Source organism: Acinetobacter sp. YH12070, from assembly GCF_013419625.1.
Taxonomy (GTDB): Bacteria; Pseudomonadota; Gammaproteobacteria; order Pseudomonadales; family Moraxellaceae; genus Acinetobacter; species Acinetobacter amyesii.
This window is the reverse complement of sequence record NZ_VOZT01000026.1, coordinates 1-15,655: the sequence shown is the minus strand read 5'-3', so window position 1 is coordinate 15,655 and position 15,655 is coordinate 1. Positions and strand designations below refer to the sequence as shown.

Sequence of the window (15,655 nt, the reverse complement as noted above, 5' to 3'; positions counted from 1 at the left end):
TCTCATGTCAACTATGCAATGTGACGTTGTAAGTGTTAAAGAGTCTTTGTACTCTGGCACTGTAACTATGCTAATTGCTAAAGGTGCTGGTGGTGAGTTGGGTATTATGCCTGGCCATGCACCACTAGTAACTTTGCTCAAGCCGGGCGCAATCCGCGTTCTGCTTGAAAATGGTACAGAAGAATTAATCTATGTATCAGGTGGTGTACTAGAAGTTCAACCGCACGTTGTTACTGTACTTGCAGATACTGCAGTACGTGCTGACAACCTTGATGAAGCAGCAATTATTGAAGCTCGTAAACAAGCTGAACAATTGTTAGCAAATCAAAAGAGCGACTTGGACTCAGCTGCTGCTTTGGCTGCTCTTGCAGAAACTGCAGCTCAGTTGGAAACCATCCGCAAAATCAAAAACCGCGCTCAATAAGACGCTGTTTGAGATTGAAAGAGCCACCCGAAAGGGTGGTTTTTTTTTATGGCTAAATAATAAATAAATTTGATTATATTTTGATTAATTGTTATTTTTCATATGCTTAAAAATATATCAATGGAATTAATGATGTCTAATAAAATCTTTTTCACATTACTATTATCTTTGGGATTTGTTGGGTGTGCATCCGTACCTAAAGCAGATCAAAATGCTTCAGCAGCAGTAAAACAACTAAATGCTCCACAAGAAGGCAATGCAGGAATTTATGTATATCGCTCAGCTTCTGTGAAAGGCGCTGCCTTAAAGAAAGATGTATGGGTAGATGGGGAATGTTTAGGTGAAACCTCTCGTGGAGTATTTTTTTATAAAGAAGTAGTGGGTAATCAAAAACATACAATTTCGACTGAATCAGAATTTTCACCTAACCATTTGGATATTGAAACTGAAGCAGGTAAACAATATTTTGTTCAGCAATTTATTAAAATGGGCGCATTTGTAGGTGGGGCAAATTTAAAACTGGTTGATGAGCAAACAGGAAAAAAGGCCGTTAGCGAATATGCATTTGCACAAGGCGGTAATTGCAGCAAAGCCACCATCGCATTGAAATAAAGGTTCATATGTAGATAAAAAACTACTCGAAAGGGTGGTTTTTTTATCCCTAAATTCTTTCAAAAACTGATCAATCTAAAGTTGAATATATTTTATTCAATACAATCTTTATAGTGATTAAATTCAATCAGCTAGCATTGCACCATGAACCTTATTGCCTATGAGCCGCATTTTTGGGAACTTTATCACGACTTTGATCAGTATTACTTGAGCATTGCGGTTGATCTCAGTTCTGTCGTGTCATGTTGGGATGTTGAACTCACCCATGAAGAAGTTCAACAATATGAACACCGTGGGCGTGTGAGTATTCAAGAGCTGGCTAAATCGATGGTTGCTGCTGCCTATAAAGGTGATTTTGCTTCATTAGAAAGTCGTTTAGTGAAACCTTATGAGCGTCAAGCGATGCAATCGGCTTTTAAAAAATGGCAAGATAGCCAAAAAGCAGGTTAATGCTCGTTATTCATGCATGGGTAAAATTGAAAACTCGCCGTGACTGATAATTTTAATTTTAAAAATTTGATCAAAGCCTTCATCCTGTGATGGAACTTGAAGCTTGTGATAAGTAGCACGCACGCCAACTTCTGGAATATGGGCTTTGCCTTCACGAAAACTGTTGCGCTTTAAGGTACTGTCCAAATCTGTTTCAAAATAATAAGCAATCACCTCAAAACCTGCATCAATTGCACGTTGGATATAGCGAGCACGAGCTTCCCGATCTGGGTTGGTATTATCAATCACCATTTTCGTTTTGGATGCCAAACCTGCTTCAAAGATCATATTTTCCCGATGTCGGGTTTTCAACATATCCAAATTAATACGTAAATGGCTATGATATAAATTCAACATGTAAAAGGTTGATTTGCCAGAGGCTTGAACGCCTGTAAAAATAATCAGCTGCATAGTATTTGCAATGAAAGCACGGAATGAATAGTAGAGTATTAAATCAGCAACCTAGTTTTGCTACAATCTCTGCAAAATAAATAAGAACAAGTTGCAAAGGTCCGTATGCACAAATTTTTCAACAGTTTATCACTGTGTCTTTGTTGTAGTTTGCTCGTTGCATGTCAAAGCCAATACGTCACGACACCCAATCTTCCCACTGAAGCTGCACTTGTCGCTGAATCGGTTGATAATGGCATCAGTACGGAGCTTAAAATCCCATATATGACCGCCTTTCGAAATCTGCGACAAGCCTATAATCACTGTGTTGCGTTTACCGCGAACAATCGATACGTCTATACCGATAATCGTTTAGAAGAGCATTTGGAGCAGGGGACATTGATGGCACGAACTGAGCATGGGGCGTATTTGCAAAAAATGTTGGTCGAAAGTTTAGATCCACAGACGACACGTATTACCTTATTTTTACCGAAGCAATATACCTTTGCCCAAGCACGCTTTAAACAAGATGTTCAGCGCGCACTTGGACAAGATAAAAACTGTAATACCTTTGAATTTGCTCAATCCAACTAATTGAACTTTAAGACGCTTGTGAGTTTTCCTGCTCTGGGTGCTCTACACGTTTACCGCCTTCATAACTGGCAAATCGAGCCTGATCACGTTTGAAGACCGGTGCGGGTGTTGGCCAAGGCCAATCTCCAAAATGGGTTTCACGATAGCGTTTAAAAGCCGCATCGAGTTCTTCCGTGGTATTGAGCACAAATGGACCGCGCATCGCCACGGGTTCATTAATTGGTTCACCTTCTAACCACAGAATCCGTGCTTCTAATCCACCTGCTTTGAGATGGACGTCGGCATCTGATTGGAGTTCAACCAAATGCTTCATCTGAATGGTTTGACCTTCTATTTCTAATGTATTGCCTTGATAGAAATAAGCAAAACGGTTGGAGCTACTTGTTGTTGCGGGAATCACCAACTCTGCACCTGCTTGCATGGTGATTAAATAAATGTTGACCTTATTTTCTGCGGCAGCCGCCCATGAGTGTGGCGGTCGGGAAATAGCATCAGTGGATTTGAACTGCCCTGAAATCACGCGAATATCCGATTTTTTTCCTTCATTATCCGTTTCAAAGACGTGAGGAATCTCTTCACGCCAAAACATTTTATAGTCAGCATCATGGGTTTTCTGTTCAGCTGATGAATTAAACCAAATTTGGAAAAGTTCAAAAGGATTGGCTTTATCTTCATGCAGTAGGGGGAACATTTCACAGTGTTCAACGCCATTGCCTGTAGACAGCCATTGCACATCACCCGCAGCATAGCGTCCGCCATTGCCTAATGAGTCAAAGTGATCGACATAGCCTTGTTCAACCAAGGTAATGGTTTCAAAGCCAGTGTGTGGATGCTCTGGGAAACCTGGAACCACATCGCCATAGTACATATTGAATTCATCATTCTCTGCGGCTGTTTTTGGCCCCATGTCTGCATTTGCAGCAGGAAAATGATCAATATGATGAGCAGTAAATAAGAAAGGATCTTTTAAATCTAAACGAAAGGTAATGGGTGTAATGTTATAAATCACAGCGTTTGACATAACTGTTCCATCATTGGCTTTATTATTCAGCATTAATCTAAAAGGAAAAACAGTCGTGTTCTATAGCGGAACTGTAAGAAAAAAGCGTTAGCTCAAGGTCTAACGCTTTTTTGATTTACAACAGGTGGAATGCAATGGAAATACTAAATTTCGCTACTTATTCAGTTTTAGTGGTTGCATTAGATGAGCTTTTAGCTGCTTGGTCTTGGATCAACATACCTGCCAATTTCAGCATTTCCGCTTGAATATTTCCCATTTGATTTTGGATTTTCTGAAAATCAACTTTGCTTAAATCGACTTGTCCATTGAGAAAAGGTGAGGCCAATACTTGCTGATTTGCTGCCTGTAGATTGCTGCGAATATCATTAATTTCAGTGCTTTTTAGATTTAAATCATTCAAAGCTTGATTGAAACCTTTGAGCTGCTGTTGCAGCTGGGTTGCCGCTTTTTGCAATTGGAGATGATCTTGGTTGCTGACTGCGGCTTCTAAATCGACCTGCGTTTGTTTGAGTTGTTCAACATAATTGCCGGCTTTAAGTTGCATATCCGCCACATCGCGAACGATATAAAACATATTGCCGCTTTTTAATTGGCTTTGATCGGTCGCCTGACTTTGTGTCGCAGATTGATCTTCGTTTGTTGATGTTGTTGCAGGGCGATCATTTTCTGCTGCGATTTCTTGTTCCTGTTGCGGTGCTGTGGCAGGTTCACAGCCAATCAGCACCAAAACACCACTAAAAATGGCAAAAGGGAGAAGGGCATTCTGCACAAGCTTTTTCATTCAATCATCACTATGTGTTAAGTCTATGCTTTGAATATAGGGGCAGAATGTGGATTAAAAATAGATTGTTGCAAAGCAATAACAAAATAATCGCTTGAACAAAAAAAAAGAGGGCATTTGCCCTCTTTTGATGTTTTGGTGGGTTTAACCCGCAATGATTTTGATCATGGCGTGGCTGACAGCATTCATTAAAATGTAGTCACTATTCACTTTAATCCATTGTTGGTTTTTGCCTGATTTAGACAATTTTTTATATTTGTTGTGGTCACCTTTGTAGCGATGACCACGGTATTCAGAAGATACTTTTCGTCCAGAACGCCAGGTATGTGATGGATTTACCGCTTTTTTCTTGTTCTGGCTTTGGTTTTTACCCCGTGTGTATTGTTTAGTGTGCTGTTGGGTTTTCGCCTTTTGAGTATTTTGCCGTGCATCTATTGTTAGCGCAGATACACGTGCTGTCAAAAAATAGATAAAACGATAGCTTTCATTAATGTATTTTAAGTTCACCTGTTTACTGCTGGATGTGAATTGATAAGACTCATCATAATGAGTATTTACAGGGAAGCTTTGAACAATGTGTATATGAAATATTAAAACAATGGGTGAAATGTGTAAATTATCAATATGTGATAATTATTAAATATTATTGTGATAATTTAAAATGATTAATCTCAGTTAAAATCACAATAATCTTAACTGAGAGATTGAGATATTGTCGAATTATTTGGCTAATTCAGCGTTAATGGCATCGACAATACGAGCATCATCTGCCTTGATGTCAGGTGCAAATCGAGCCACAACTTCGCCTTGTTTATTCACGAGGAATTTTTCAAAATTCCATAAAACTTCAGGCTTTGGGTTTGGTGTTAATCCGTATTCGACTAAATCATCCCACCAAGGGCCTTCACCAATGCGTTCAGGAATGGCTTGGGTTAAGGTTTGATAAAGTGGGTGTTTATCCGCGCCTGCAACAGATATTTTTGCAAAAAGTGGGAAATCGACCTTGTAGTTGATCGAGCAAAATTCTTGAATTTCAGCTTCAGAACCAGGTTCTTGTTCTAAAAAGTTATTGGCAGGAAAACCTAAGACTTCAAAACCTTGTGATTTCTTCTCTGTATAGAGTATCTCTAGGCCTTCGTATTGTGGTGTTAGCCCACATTTAGAGGCTACATTGACCAATAATAAAACCTTGCCTTGGTATTGATTGAGTGTGGTGTCATCACCTTGGATGGTTTTTACCGGGATATCGTAAACTGAAGCTGACATATTCGTTCCTAATTAAAGTTGTGCCTTTCATCCTTGTTTTAAAGGGAAATCTGGTGAACAGCAAGCTTTTATCGATAGGCTTTTCGCATAATTTTTGTAGTAGTTTGCAGAATTCGAGCTGATGCTTGCTTGAGTGCTTGGCATTTAACTAGTGGCACGGTGTTGGTTTGGGGTTTTTCCTGTATAGCGTTTAAAAAACTCAATAAAGCTTGAGCTGTGTTGATAACCCAATTCATAGCTGAGAGCTTTAATAGACTGACCAGCGCGGAGTTGTTGAATGGCATAAATAATTTTGGCACGGTTTCGCCATTCAGAAAGGCTCATTTGTAGTTCGTGCTGACTCAGCCGTAGTAACTGACGCTCACTCAAACCCACATTGGCTAAGCATCGCTGTAGGCTCAAGCTAAAATGATCTACATCTGCAAGCTGCACCAAGATCGGCTTTAACACCGCATCATGGCTTTGCGGTAAATAATGTTGATGTTTGGGTGCTGTTTTTAACTGGTCGAATAAGACCTGTAGCAGGTGTCGATAGGGTGGTGTGGTATGTTGCTCTGTAGGAAAGGCCAAAATTTCTTGCGCCAATAAACGAAAGAAAGGCTGGATGCTAAATACTTCAGTCTGCTTGGGGAAATCTATGCAGAGATCAGGTGCTAGACGGATTGCCACATAATGAATAGGTTGCTCATCAATCGCTACCGAGCAATGTTCTGTATGCGGGGGAATCCACACCCCATAACTGGCAGGTGAGAGATGGTGTTGCCCTTGTATCTCATATTCGAAAATACCATCGAGACAAAAATTAAAATCACCCCAAAGACAACTGTGCGGATAGACAGCATCTAATGTGGTGTAGTGCGCTTCAAAAAGCTCGATTTGTTGTTCAATCGGTGCTGATGTCATATATGCCTAGGTGTCGATGTCTGAACTACAATATAAATGTCTGAAATCATGTATTTCAATTAAAACAGACATCACTCAAAATACCTAGACCAATCTTTGCACGATATATTGAGGAGTCAGACATGTTGCTTCAAGCGCGTTGGGCGAAATTTGCAATTTGTTTGCCTCTGATCGCAGTATTTATATGGTCGTTAAATATTACCGTCACCCGCTATGTAACTGATTATATTTCACCAGTCAGTATCAGTTTTTATCGATGGTTTATTGCATTTTTGATCCTAACCCCCTTTATGCTCAAAACCGTTTGGCAGCAAAGACAGCTGATCAAGCAGCATTGGCAGCAATTGGCTGTGCTGAGTGCTTTTGGCATGGTGTTATATCAAGGCTTGGGCTATACCGCTGCGCATTATACGACGGCGACCAATATGGGCATCATCAATGCCTTTATCCCTGTTTTTACGATTGCCGTTGCATTTTTCATACTGAAAGATGTGCCTAATCGCTATGCCATCTTGGGCTGTGCGATTTCATTTACGGGGCTATTGTTTGTCATTGCGCAAGGAGATTTCAGTCAATTACTGAATATGGGCGGACATTTCGGCGATATCCTCATGATCTTCGCAGTGTTCTTTTATGCCTTTTATGGGGTGTTTTTAAAAAAATGGCAATTGAAACTTCCGCTACTGTTGAGCTTATATGTACAAATTTTCTTTGCCGTTTTATATCACTTGCCATTCGTATTGTATTTAGGCATAGACGCGATTAATCCTGCCAATGCGCCAAGTGTATTTTATGCGGCAATTTTTCCATCAGTGATTGCACCGTTGGTATGGATGTTGGCTGTACAACATCTCGGCCCGAATCGCACCAGTATTTTTATGAATTTGATGCCCGTATTTACCGCGATTATTGCCTATTTCTGGTTGGCTGAGCAGTGGATGATTTATCATACCGTCGGCACAGTGATGGCGATTACTGGGGTGATCTTGGCACAGCGTAAGTAAAGCTAGTAAAAAATTGAAAATTTATGAGAATATTTGATTAAAAAATAAACAAACTTATTTTTTATAGAGCAAATCTTTTGAAAATGGTTTTTTGAGTGTAAAACTGAATTAAAAAAACAAATTCTCGTCTTAAAAATCAATCAAAAATAGATACATATTTTGACTAAGTGGTTATAAAATCACAAATAAAGTGCTTATCAGTAGTTTTATTTATATAAAAAATATATTTGTTAAATTTAAAAAAATATTACATAATACTTTCATCGTAAATGATGAAGTAATTCTTAATAATTACTTGATATTTACCCAGAGATTGCAAGACCCTCTGGATGTGATTTTATACACATCCTTTTTTATGCTCAGCCATCCCTATATGGCTGAGCTTTTTTTTGTTTGTATTTTCTAAAAGGCAGGTATAGACAGGCATCCGAGCTTATGCGCGGATGATTTCACCTGTTTCAGCATCAATAATTTTGCTTGGTTCTTGGCTTAGGCCGAGATCACCATTTAAGTAATTTAGTTCATTGGCAAAATACTGATTGGCTTCTTGTAAGGACCGTGCAGGGGTTAATCCTGCAGGATTGGCACTAGTAGACACAATAAAGCCATTAAAAGCTTGGCATAAAGCCACACATAAAGAGTGGGTAGTCACACGGACTGCGACTTTTGGATGATTGCCTTTAATCCATGTTGGAATATGGTCGCCAGCCGGTAATAACCATGTAGTTGCACGTTCATTGGGTTTACGGTTGGTCCATGTCGCAATGACCTGTTGACGCATATCTTCTGTTAAGCCTTGGAGCAGGTGTTCAACTTGAGCGACATTGGCCGCCAATAAAATCACACCTTTTTCAATGGGACGTTGTTTTAAGTGCAAAATTTCGAGAAAGGCTTGCTCATTGTAGGGATCACAGCCCAATCCCCAAACAGCCTCTGTAGGATATGCGAGAACCTGACCTTTTTTAAGACAGGAAGCTGCTTCTGCAACAGAGGTGGTAATCATTTCTATAGACCTTATCTGATTCGACAAAGGACTATTGTGAACCTAATTTACCCATTCGACAACGTAAGTAGTGTCCGGCTTGTTGTGTGGCATAGCCCATTAACTCTAATTCCATCAGTTGACTGGTCAATGTCGCGGTATCAATTTTGAGTTGAATGGACAATTGATCAAGGCTTTGGCCGACCCAATCAAGCTGCCGATACAGCGCAATTAAATGTTCTGGGATAGGTTCGGGTGGAGGGGTGTCCGGTGTTGCTGTTTTGGGTGTCGCTATTTCGGTGTTTGTTAAGGTTTCGGCAGCCTGCGATTGCCATTGTGTAGCCAATGCCAAGTCTTCAATGACCTGTTGTGGATGATCAATCAAAATTGCACCTTCGCGTATGAGTTGATGGCAACCTTGATGTGACTCACTATAAATATGGCCTGGGATGGCAAAAATAGATTTGCCTTGTTCGGCAGCGCGTTGAGCTGTGATAAGTGAACCACTTTTTAATGCCGCCTCCGCCACGATGACACCAAGGCTGAGCCCACTGACGATACGATTTCGATGTGGAAAATGGTGTTGCAGGGGTGGAGTGTGTGGAAGAAACTCACTGATTACGGTCCCACCATGTTGGATGATCTCTTGTCTTAAACGCTGATGTGCGGTCGGATAAGTTTGATCTAAACCTGTACCCATCACGGCAATGGTTCTGTGGTGTTGTATGGCAGCGCGATGTGCCGCTTCATCAATTCCTTGTGCTAAACCGCTATTAATATAGAACCCTTGCTCACTCAGATAATAAGCAAAATCATAGGCAATTTGTCGACCTTGGGGACTGGGTTTGCGGCTACCAACAATCGCAATTTGGGGTTGCATCAAGGCTTGGGTATTACCTTGCCCAAATAGAATCGGCGGCTTGTCGCTATAAGGTAAAAGCTGTTGTGGATAGTTTAGGTCTTCAGGAATCAGTACAAAGTCACTGTATTGTTCAATATCCTTGAGACATTTTTCAAAGCTAAGCTGTCCACTTGGGCTGTGAAATTCCTCAAAGCGCTTTAAATGATTTTTATGCAGTCCTAATTTTTGCCATGTGGTGATTTGATTAGGCTTAAGGGCGTAGTGTAGGGCAGGATAGTGCTGCTGAATTTTATAGAAACTACGAAGTGAGTGTTGCACCACAAACCACAGGCGAATGTAATCTAAATGCAAGTCAGTCAATGAGTTGAGCATAATGAGACCTTTGAATATGTCTTCTTTTTATGGGTTAAAATTATTAGTGATATCGTTGTTGGATAATAAAAAATGAGGCTGAATACAGCCTCATTTTTATGGATTTGGTCTTAGTCATCCATCAGTGGTGGCTGAATCGTTGCACCCACTTTGATTGGTAATTCGCTCTCAAGTACATAAGCATAGCTTAAGTTATCAAACGTTTTGAATACCATGATGTTGCCAATACGTTGTCCTGGAAGTTGAACACGTTCTTTGGTTTTCGGATCAGTCACGATTTCACCTTTTTGGTTCACGCTAAAGACTTGACCAGATTGAACGCCTTGCAAGCTACCACGGTCGATCGTCACAACACTGTGAACCGCTGCAGTACCAATCGAGCCCATGACACGAACAATACTACCGCCAGCAGTGACATTTTCAGCATTGGTTGGATAGAACAGTGTTGGCAGCATTGGGTCATATTCAGGAAGAACACGATCGCCACGACGAACTTCGGCATTATAAGTATCGGTCAGTTCTAAAGTGGTAATGTCATTTTCACCACGAACGGCAACACCTGAAGCGACTTGAGTCAGTTCTAAACCTGCGTTGTATTTTTTGCCGTTTGCATCGGTAAAGATGTACGGTTCGCCTTCACGGTAAACAGCATATCGTTGACCGACTTGCATGCCTTGGCCGCGTGCATAAACTGTTTGGCCTTTGGCTGCCAATACACGTTGATCAGCTGTACCTAAAATGTAAGGTGTGCCTTCAACAGAATCAGCGGCAACAATCATGCTGCGCTCAAGCCATTGCTTAATATATTCCAATGGAATAACCGGAATCGCACTGTTGAGGGATTCAACACGAACTTGTGGTTGAAGTTTAGTGCCACCGGTATAGCGACGAATAATGCCTTCACAGCCATCACCTTCATCCTTACCGATGATTGGGCGGCCATTGTAAGTACACATTAATAGGCGGTCACCTGGGAAAATCCAGTGCGGATTTTTCACGTGTTTATTGCTCGCCCAGATTTCAGGCCAGCGCACAGGATTTTTTAAGAAACGCTTGGAAATATCCCATAACGTATCACCTTTTTTCACCACATAAACTTGAGGCGCACCTGCCTTCAATGATGGTGGATTGATGTTACGAGCAGGGGCAGCTTCTGCAACACTGACCATTCCCATCCCCACACTTACACAGACTGTAAGTGCCAATAATTGTTTTTTAAACCCCAAGGCACTAAAAGTTGGCATGCCCTTCAAAACCTTTTTCATTATCATAATTCCTAAAATTATGTATGCAACTGCGTTATAATAACGATATTACACACAATTTTTTGATGAAGCATTCCTTCATTTTGTTTTTTGATCAATGGCATAAGTGAGGACGTCGTATGGCCTTATTACCTATTTTAAGTTTCCCCGATCCCCGTCTTCGTACCATTGCAAAACCAGTCGAAGAAGTTACTGATGAAATTCGTCAGTTAGCAGCCGACATGTTTGAAACTATGTATGAAGCACCGGGAATTGGCCTGGCAGCAACACAGGTAGATCACCATATTCAGCTGATAGTCATGGATTTATCTGAAGAAAAAGATCAACCCATGGTGTTTATTAACCCCAAAATTACGCCATTGACGCAAGAGACGCAGCCCTATGAAGAAGGCTGTTTATCAGTGCCTCAAATATACGATAAAGTTGAGCGCCCGTCACGTGTAAAAATTCAGGCAATTAACCTTGAAGGTCAATCATTTGAAGTGGAAGCGGACGGACTTCTCGCAGTTTGTATCCAACATGAAATGGATCACTTAAATGGTAAGTTGTTCGTCGACTATCTTTCACCTTTGAAACGTCAACGTGCACGTGACAAAGTGGAAAAATTGGTTCGCCAACGCCAAAAAGATAAAGTCGCAGTTAAACGTTAATTGATCGCGGTTAAAAAATACCTAAGACAAGCCCAATTTTGATTGGGCTTTGTTATACTTGGGGCAGACAAATGTTAGGGTTTGCCTGTATTGTTTCGTAGTGGAGTGCTGCTGTCCTTTGCAGCCGTTTTTTTGCAGATTGCTGTTTTTTTACAGCCATTGTTGCTCAAGCAATATCAAGTTGCTCCGGTCTGCGAAACCATTACGCGTGCACTTTTACTTCCCAATGTTCATGCTGAACATACCGCACATTCACACCATTCATCTTCCGCTCACGCAGAGCAGGTTCAAGTCGATCATACTGCCCATGAACATGATGCCAGTCATCAATGTCAGTATTGTACGGTCTATGGCAATTTGGTTTTGCCCCCTGAACTAGATGTGAAAGAAGTGCTTGATCGAATTCAAGTTCGTTTAATTGCTTTTCAAAAAGCTTTCAAGCATGTCTGGTTTGTTCTTCAACAACTCTTTTTACTTCCGCAAGGTCGAGCCCCACCACTCGCTGCATAAATCCGACGTTTTTTTTAACTTGGGTCGTTGAGGACTCAGGTACGCCTTTATTTATGTATTTTGTGAGATAAACATGGCTCAGCCTAAATTTTTTCTACAGCCTCTTGCGGCTGCAATTTGTGTTGCCTGCTATTCAACTTCTGTGATGGCTGACGAGATGTCCGTAGAGATGACGGAAACCAATGCCGTACAGACTTTGGCACCGATTGTGGTGACATCACATCAGGGGAATGATGCCAATGGCCTGATTGTTCGTGCCAATCCCAAACAGCCGATTCAACCGATACCTGCCAGTGATGGGGCCGATTATTTAAAAAGTATTGTAGGTTTTAGTGCAGTGAAAAGTGGCGCAGGAACCAATGGCGATGTCACCTTCCGTGGCATGTTTGGTTCACGCATTAAAATTTTAACCGATGGCACAGAAAATCTAGGGGCGTGTCCAAGTCGTATGGATTCGCCGACGTCTTATATTTCACCTGAAAGCTATGATCGTATTTCAGTGATTAAAGGACCTCAAACGGTTCAATATGCCAATACAGGTTCTGCTGCAACAGTCTTATTTGAACGCAAACCTGAACAATTCGATGCTGATAAAAACTACCGTGGTCAAGTCAGTGTGATGATCGGCTCTTATGGTCGTTTAGATCATAATGTCGAGGCGGCCATGGGGGATGAGCATAAATATGTCCGTTTAAATGCTAGCCGTTCTGTTGCAGACAGCTACCAAGATGGAGATGGTAATACTGTGCCGTCAGACTGGGAGCGTTGGAATACAGATTTGGCACTCGGTTGGACGCCAAACGAAGATACATGGGTAGAACTTACTGGAGGTAAAGCCGATGGTGAGGCGGTGTACGCGGGCCGAATGATGGATGGTTCACAATTTGCCCGCGAAAGCTTGGGGCTTCGAGTCGAGAAAAAGAATGTCACTGAGGTGATTAAAAAAATCGAAGCACAGGTCAACTATAGCTTTAATGATCATGTCATGGATAACTATAGTTTACGTCCTGAACCAATGATGAAAATGGCGACTAATGTTGCTCGTAAAACATTAAACGCTCGTATGGCCGTAACCCATGAATGGGATAGTCTTCAATTTATTACGGGTATCGACAGCCAAAATAACCAACATAGTATTCGTAAAACAGATTCAAAAAATCATATTGTTTATCAAGACCAGCCACGTATGACAGACATGAAATATCAGTCTTATGGTGGTTTTGGTGAATTAACCTATCATTTTGATGATCAAAACAGTTTGGTTTCAGGTGTTCGGTTTGATCAAGTCGATGTGAAAGATGAACGACAAGATTCAATTGATCAAGGTTATAACCGTAAATTGGATAAAACCTTAACAAGTGGCTTTATCCGTTTTGAAAATACACATCCTGAACATGATGATGGTAAAACCTATATTGGTTTAGGCTATGTAGAACGTATGCCAGATTATTGGGAATTATTTAGCCCAAAATCAGGAAATGGTGATATCAATACATTCAATCATATTGATACGGAAAAAACGCTTCAGTTAGATATGGGCTATCAACATCAACATGGTGCTTTGAATTCTTGGGTGTCGGCTTATGCTGGTTTGGTGAATGATTATATTTTAACGAGTTATAAGCCTGGAACAGGAATGATGAAGGGTATGGAAGCGCATAGTCGAAATATCGATGCAACCATTGCGGGAGCTGAAGCAGGGATTGGCTATCAATTTAGCGATCATATTCAAGCCGATGTCAGCGCAATGTATGCGTGGGGTAAAAACACCACAGATGGCAAGCCATTACCACAAATCTCACCGTTAGAAGCACGTATCAACTTACGTTATATCCAAGATAATTATACTTTGGGAGCATTCTGGCGTGTGGTTGATGGGCAAAATCGTATCAGTGCGCACCAAGGCAATATCGTGGGTTATGACCTGAAAGAAAGTGCAGGTTTTGGCACACTGTCTCTAAATGGTACTTATCATATTGATGAGGGTGTAGATGTATCTGTGGGTGTAGATAATCTCCTGAATAAAACCTATACCGAACATCTGAATAAACTGGGTGATGCAGGGACAGGTTTAGCGACCGATCAACAGTTTAATAATATTGGTCGCAATTATTGGGCACGCATTTCGATGAAATTCTAAATCTTGATATTTGTCATCCAAAAAGCAGAGCGATCGCTCTGCTTTTTTTATTGGTGCATACTCGCCAGTTGTTTGGCCTTACTTTGATACAGTGCTAAACCGAGTTTTTGAATCGCACGGCCTTTTTGCTGTAATTTTTGATTTAAACTCGGAACATGCTTAGCGCCTGAATACAGGACGAGATTTCTAGCCAATAAATAATAGGCAAACCATGCGGCGGACTGGGGTTTGAGTCCTAATTTGTGCATACGTTTTTTGCCAATAAAAAATTGTGTCAGCTCCAGATGTTGTCGATAAGCCAGTTTTTGCTGAAGTGCTCGGAGGTATTTGTACTGTCGTTCAAAAGGTTCTTTAGAGAGACTGGCGCCGAGAGCCATACTGCTTGCATCAGATTGAGGATGTACAAATTGCATCCAATACAACAGTTTCCAACCATCAGATTCTTTTTCAATTAACCATTTGTCATCAATACCCATCAACCAACCCACATAACGCCAAAAGTGCAAAAAGCTTTCAGTCTCTTGTTTTGATGGAAAAATCCCTAAAGCGCGAATGCCCAAAAGTACCACACTGCTAAAGGCAAGATTGGTCATCGCCAAGTCAAATTGATTCATCGGCACCCCCCACGTCGCAAAATCCCAGTCTTTACCTTTTTGGAGTTGATGCCGTACCAAAGCATGAATAAAACGCACATAAACTGTGTTTTATTGATAATTGGCTTGGTGATGAGTGTGCCAGTATTGCTGTGGCTACTGCTGAAAGGTGGATTCGTTGATGTGCTATTAATGGCGACATTATTTGGTATCGTCATTCCATTTATTCAGTGGTTGTATAGAAAGCCTGAAGAAGTGCACGGTGTTATGCCAGTTTTAATGTTTATCTTATGGGTGCCTATGGCGTATTGCATGCTTTCTGTACACTAAAAACTCTTTTTTAAGTAAAAAATACTGATTTAGTAGAATAAATAAACAAACGTAATGAAAAACTAAAAATAAATGGAAAAGGGTGTTGCAACACATCAGAAATGCTGTAGAATGCACATCCATCGGCGGTGATGAAGATTAAAACTTCTGATAAAACAATGACTTGGTTGAATTGATTAAGTTGGGTTTTATTTGATAAGTTTAAAAATAATTTGAATTACCGGTTGACTCTTTAGAAATAAAGAGTAATATAGCCGACCTAGCTTGCTGGTGACGAACCAACAAGAAGATCATTAAGAGATTATGAAGAACAACTTGTGTGGATTTTTACTGATTGATCGATCGAAATTATTTTCATTGATTGATGGTAGAAATTACTCGAAGTTTATTTGAGCAAATTTTTGTCAGTAATTGATGAGCCAAGATTGGTACACTATATGTACTATTGATTTTAAACTGAAGAGTTT

18 protein-coding genes and 1 pseudogene are annotated in these 15,655 nt (G+C 40.7%); 9 read left to right on the top strand and 10 right to left on the bottom strand.

What is annotated here, in order from left to right; all coding sequences use genetic code 11:
• Positions 1 to 4: 4 nt before the first annotated feature.
• The 3 genes from FTU17_RS09455 (at position 5) to FTU17_RS09445 (ending at position 1,486) form a co-directional block, all read left to right on the top strand.
• The gene (locus FTU17_RS09455; protein ID WP_078191472.1) at positions 5 to 424 is read left to right on the top strand and encodes a F0F1 ATP synthase subunit epsilon; all 420 of its coding nucleotides are present in this window, start codon (positions 5 to 7) and stop codon (positions 422 to 424) included.
• A gap of 132 nt (positions 425 to 556) precedes the next feature.
• On the top strand, positions 557 to 1,036 hold the full coding sequence (locus FTU17_RS09450; protein WP_078191471.1) for a DUF2846 domain-containing protein: 480 nt from the start codon (positions 557 to 559) through the stop codon (positions 1,034 to 1,036).
• Positions 1,037 to 1,180: 144 nt separating this feature from the next.
• Positions 1,181 to 1,486: a hypothetical protein gene (locus FTU17_RS09445; protein ID WP_180135241.1), complete on the top strand. Its 306-nt coding sequence runs from the start codon at positions 1,181 to 1,183 to the stop codon at positions 1,484 to 1,486.
• A 6-nt stretch (positions 1,487 to 1,492) separates the two neighbouring features.
• Here FTU17_RS09445 and FTU17_RS09440 read toward each other — a convergent pair whose 3' ends face one another.
• Complete coding sequence (locus FTU17_RS09440) at positions 1,493 to 1,936, bottom strand: AAA family ATPase (protein ID WP_180135239.1); 444 nt, start codon at positions 1,934 to 1,936, stop codon at positions 1,493 to 1,495.
• A gap of 105 nt (positions 1,937 to 2,041) precedes the next feature.
• Here FTU17_RS09440 and FTU17_RS09435 point away from each other — a divergent pair, with 105 nt between their 5' ends.
• Positions 2,042 to 2,509, top strand: coding sequence for a hypothetical protein (locus FTU17_RS09435; protein WP_180135238.1), 468 nt, complete (start codon positions 2,042 to 2,044; stop codon positions 2,507 to 2,509).
• 7 nt (positions 2,510 to 2,516) lie between these two features.
• Here the strand turns inward: FTU17_RS09435 and FTU17_RS09430 are convergent, their stop codons facing one another.
• The 5 genes from FTU17_RS09430 to FTU17_RS09410 all read right to left on the bottom strand — a co-directional run bounded on the left by FTU17_RS09430 (position 2,517) and on the right by FTU17_RS09410 (position 6,480).
• On the bottom strand, positions 2,517 to 3,530 hold the full coding sequence (locus FTU17_RS09430; RefSeq protein WP_180128505.1) for a pirin family protein: 1,014 nt from the start codon (positions 3,528 to 3,530) through the stop codon (positions 2,517 to 2,519).
• Positions 3,531 to 3,687: 157 nt separating this feature from the next.
• A complete protein-coding gene (locus FTU17_RS09425; protein ID WP_111885879.1) occupies positions 3,688 to 4,311 on the bottom strand; it encodes a hypothetical protein in 624 nt (207 codons plus the stop codon).
• A gap of 144 nt (positions 4,312 to 4,455) precedes the next feature.
• Complete coding sequence (locus FTU17_RS09420) at positions 4,456 to 4,818, bottom strand: RcnB family protein (RefSeq protein WP_373683897.1); 363 nt, start codon at positions 4,816 to 4,818, stop codon at positions 4,456 to 4,458.
• A 213-nt stretch (positions 4,819 to 5,031) separates the two neighbouring features.
• Complete coding sequence (locus tag FTU17_RS09415) at positions 5,032 to 5,577, bottom strand: glutathione peroxidase (protein ID WP_180135236.1); 546 nt, start codon at positions 5,575 to 5,577, stop codon at positions 5,032 to 5,034.
• Between the two features lie 144 nt (positions 5,578 to 5,721).
• Positions 5,722 to 6,480 carry a helix-turn-helix transcriptional regulator gene (locus FTU17_RS09410; protein ID WP_180135234.1) on the bottom strand — a complete coding sequence of 253 codons (759 nt, stop codon included), beginning with the start codon at positions 6,478 to 6,480 and terminating at the stop codon, positions 5,722 to 5,724.
• A 122-nt stretch (positions 6,481 to 6,602) separates the two neighbouring features.
• On the opposite strand from FTU17_RS09410, the gene FTU17_RS09405 reads away from it, so the two are divergent.
• The gene (locus tag FTU17_RS09405) at positions 6,603 to 7,484 is read left to right on the top strand and encodes a DMT family transporter (RefSeq protein ID WP_180135232.1); all 882 of its coding nucleotides are present in this window, start codon (positions 6,603 to 6,605) and stop codon (positions 7,482 to 7,484) included.
• Between the two features lie 433 nt (positions 7,485 to 7,917).
• Here FTU17_RS09405 and FTU17_RS09400 read toward each other — a convergent pair whose 3' ends face one another.
• The 3 genes from FTU17_RS09400 to FTU17_RS09390 all read right to left on the bottom strand — a co-directional run bounded on the left by FTU17_RS09400 (position 7,918) and on the right by FTU17_RS09390 (position 10,965).
• On the bottom strand, positions 7,918 to 8,487 hold the full coding sequence (locus FTU17_RS09400) for an L-threonylcarbamoyladenylate synthase (protein WP_180063288.1): 570 nt from the start codon (positions 8,485 to 8,487) through the stop codon (positions 7,918 to 7,920).
• A gap of 31 nt (positions 8,488 to 8,518) precedes the next feature.
• Positions 8,519 to 9,700 (bottom strand): DNA-processing protein DprA, encoded by a 1,182-nt coding sequence (gene dprA / locus FTU17_RS09395; protein WP_180124137.1) that lies wholly within the window; start codon positions 9,698 to 9,700, stop codon positions 8,519 to 8,521.
• 110 nt (positions 9,701 to 9,810) lie between these two features.
• Positions 9,811 to 10,965 carry a LysM peptidoglycan-binding domain-containing protein gene (locus tag FTU17_RS09390; RefSeq protein ID WP_180124136.1) on the bottom strand — a complete coding sequence of 385 codons (1,155 nt, stop codon included), beginning with the start codon at positions 10,963 to 10,965 and terminating at the stop codon, positions 9,811 to 9,813.
• Between the two features lie 119 nt (positions 10,966 to 11,084).
• On the opposite strand from FTU17_RS09390, the gene def reads away from it, so the two are divergent.
• From def to FTU17_RS09375, 3 genes are all read left to right on the top strand, one after another.
• Entirely contained in the window at positions 11,085 to 11,615 is a 531-nt protein-coding gene (gene def, locus FTU17_RS09385; protein ID WP_078191459.1) for a peptide deformylase, read from the top strand.
• Between the two features lie 90 nt (positions 11,616 to 11,705).
• Complete coding sequence (locus FTU17_RS09380; protein WP_180135253.1) at positions 11,706 to 12,125, top strand: DUF2946 family protein; 420 nt, start codon at positions 11,706 to 11,708, stop codon at positions 12,123 to 12,125.
• A gap of 73 nt (positions 12,126 to 12,198) precedes the next feature.
• Positions 12,199 to 14,265 carry a TonB-dependent copper receptor gene (locus FTU17_RS09375; RefSeq protein WP_180135230.1) on the top strand — a complete coding sequence of 689 codons (2,067 nt, stop codon included), beginning with the start codon at positions 12,199 to 12,201 and terminating at the stop codon, positions 14,263 to 14,265.
• A gap of 47 nt (positions 14,266 to 14,312) precedes the next feature.
• Here FTU17_RS09375 and FTU17_RS09370 read toward each other — a convergent pair.
• Positions 14,313 to 14,969: pseudogene (locus FTU17_RS09370) on the bottom strand (oxygenase MpaB family protein); the annotation flags it as partial.
• Positions 14,970 to 14,990: 21 nt separating this feature from the next.
• Between FTU17_RS09370 and FTU17_RS09365 the strand changes: the two are divergent.
• On the top strand, positions 14,991 to 15,188 hold the full coding sequence (locus FTU17_RS09365; protein ID WP_180135226.1) for a hypothetical protein: 198 nt from the start codon (positions 14,991 to 14,993) through the stop codon (positions 15,186 to 15,188).
• Positions 15,189 to 15,655: the final 467 nt, after the last annotated feature.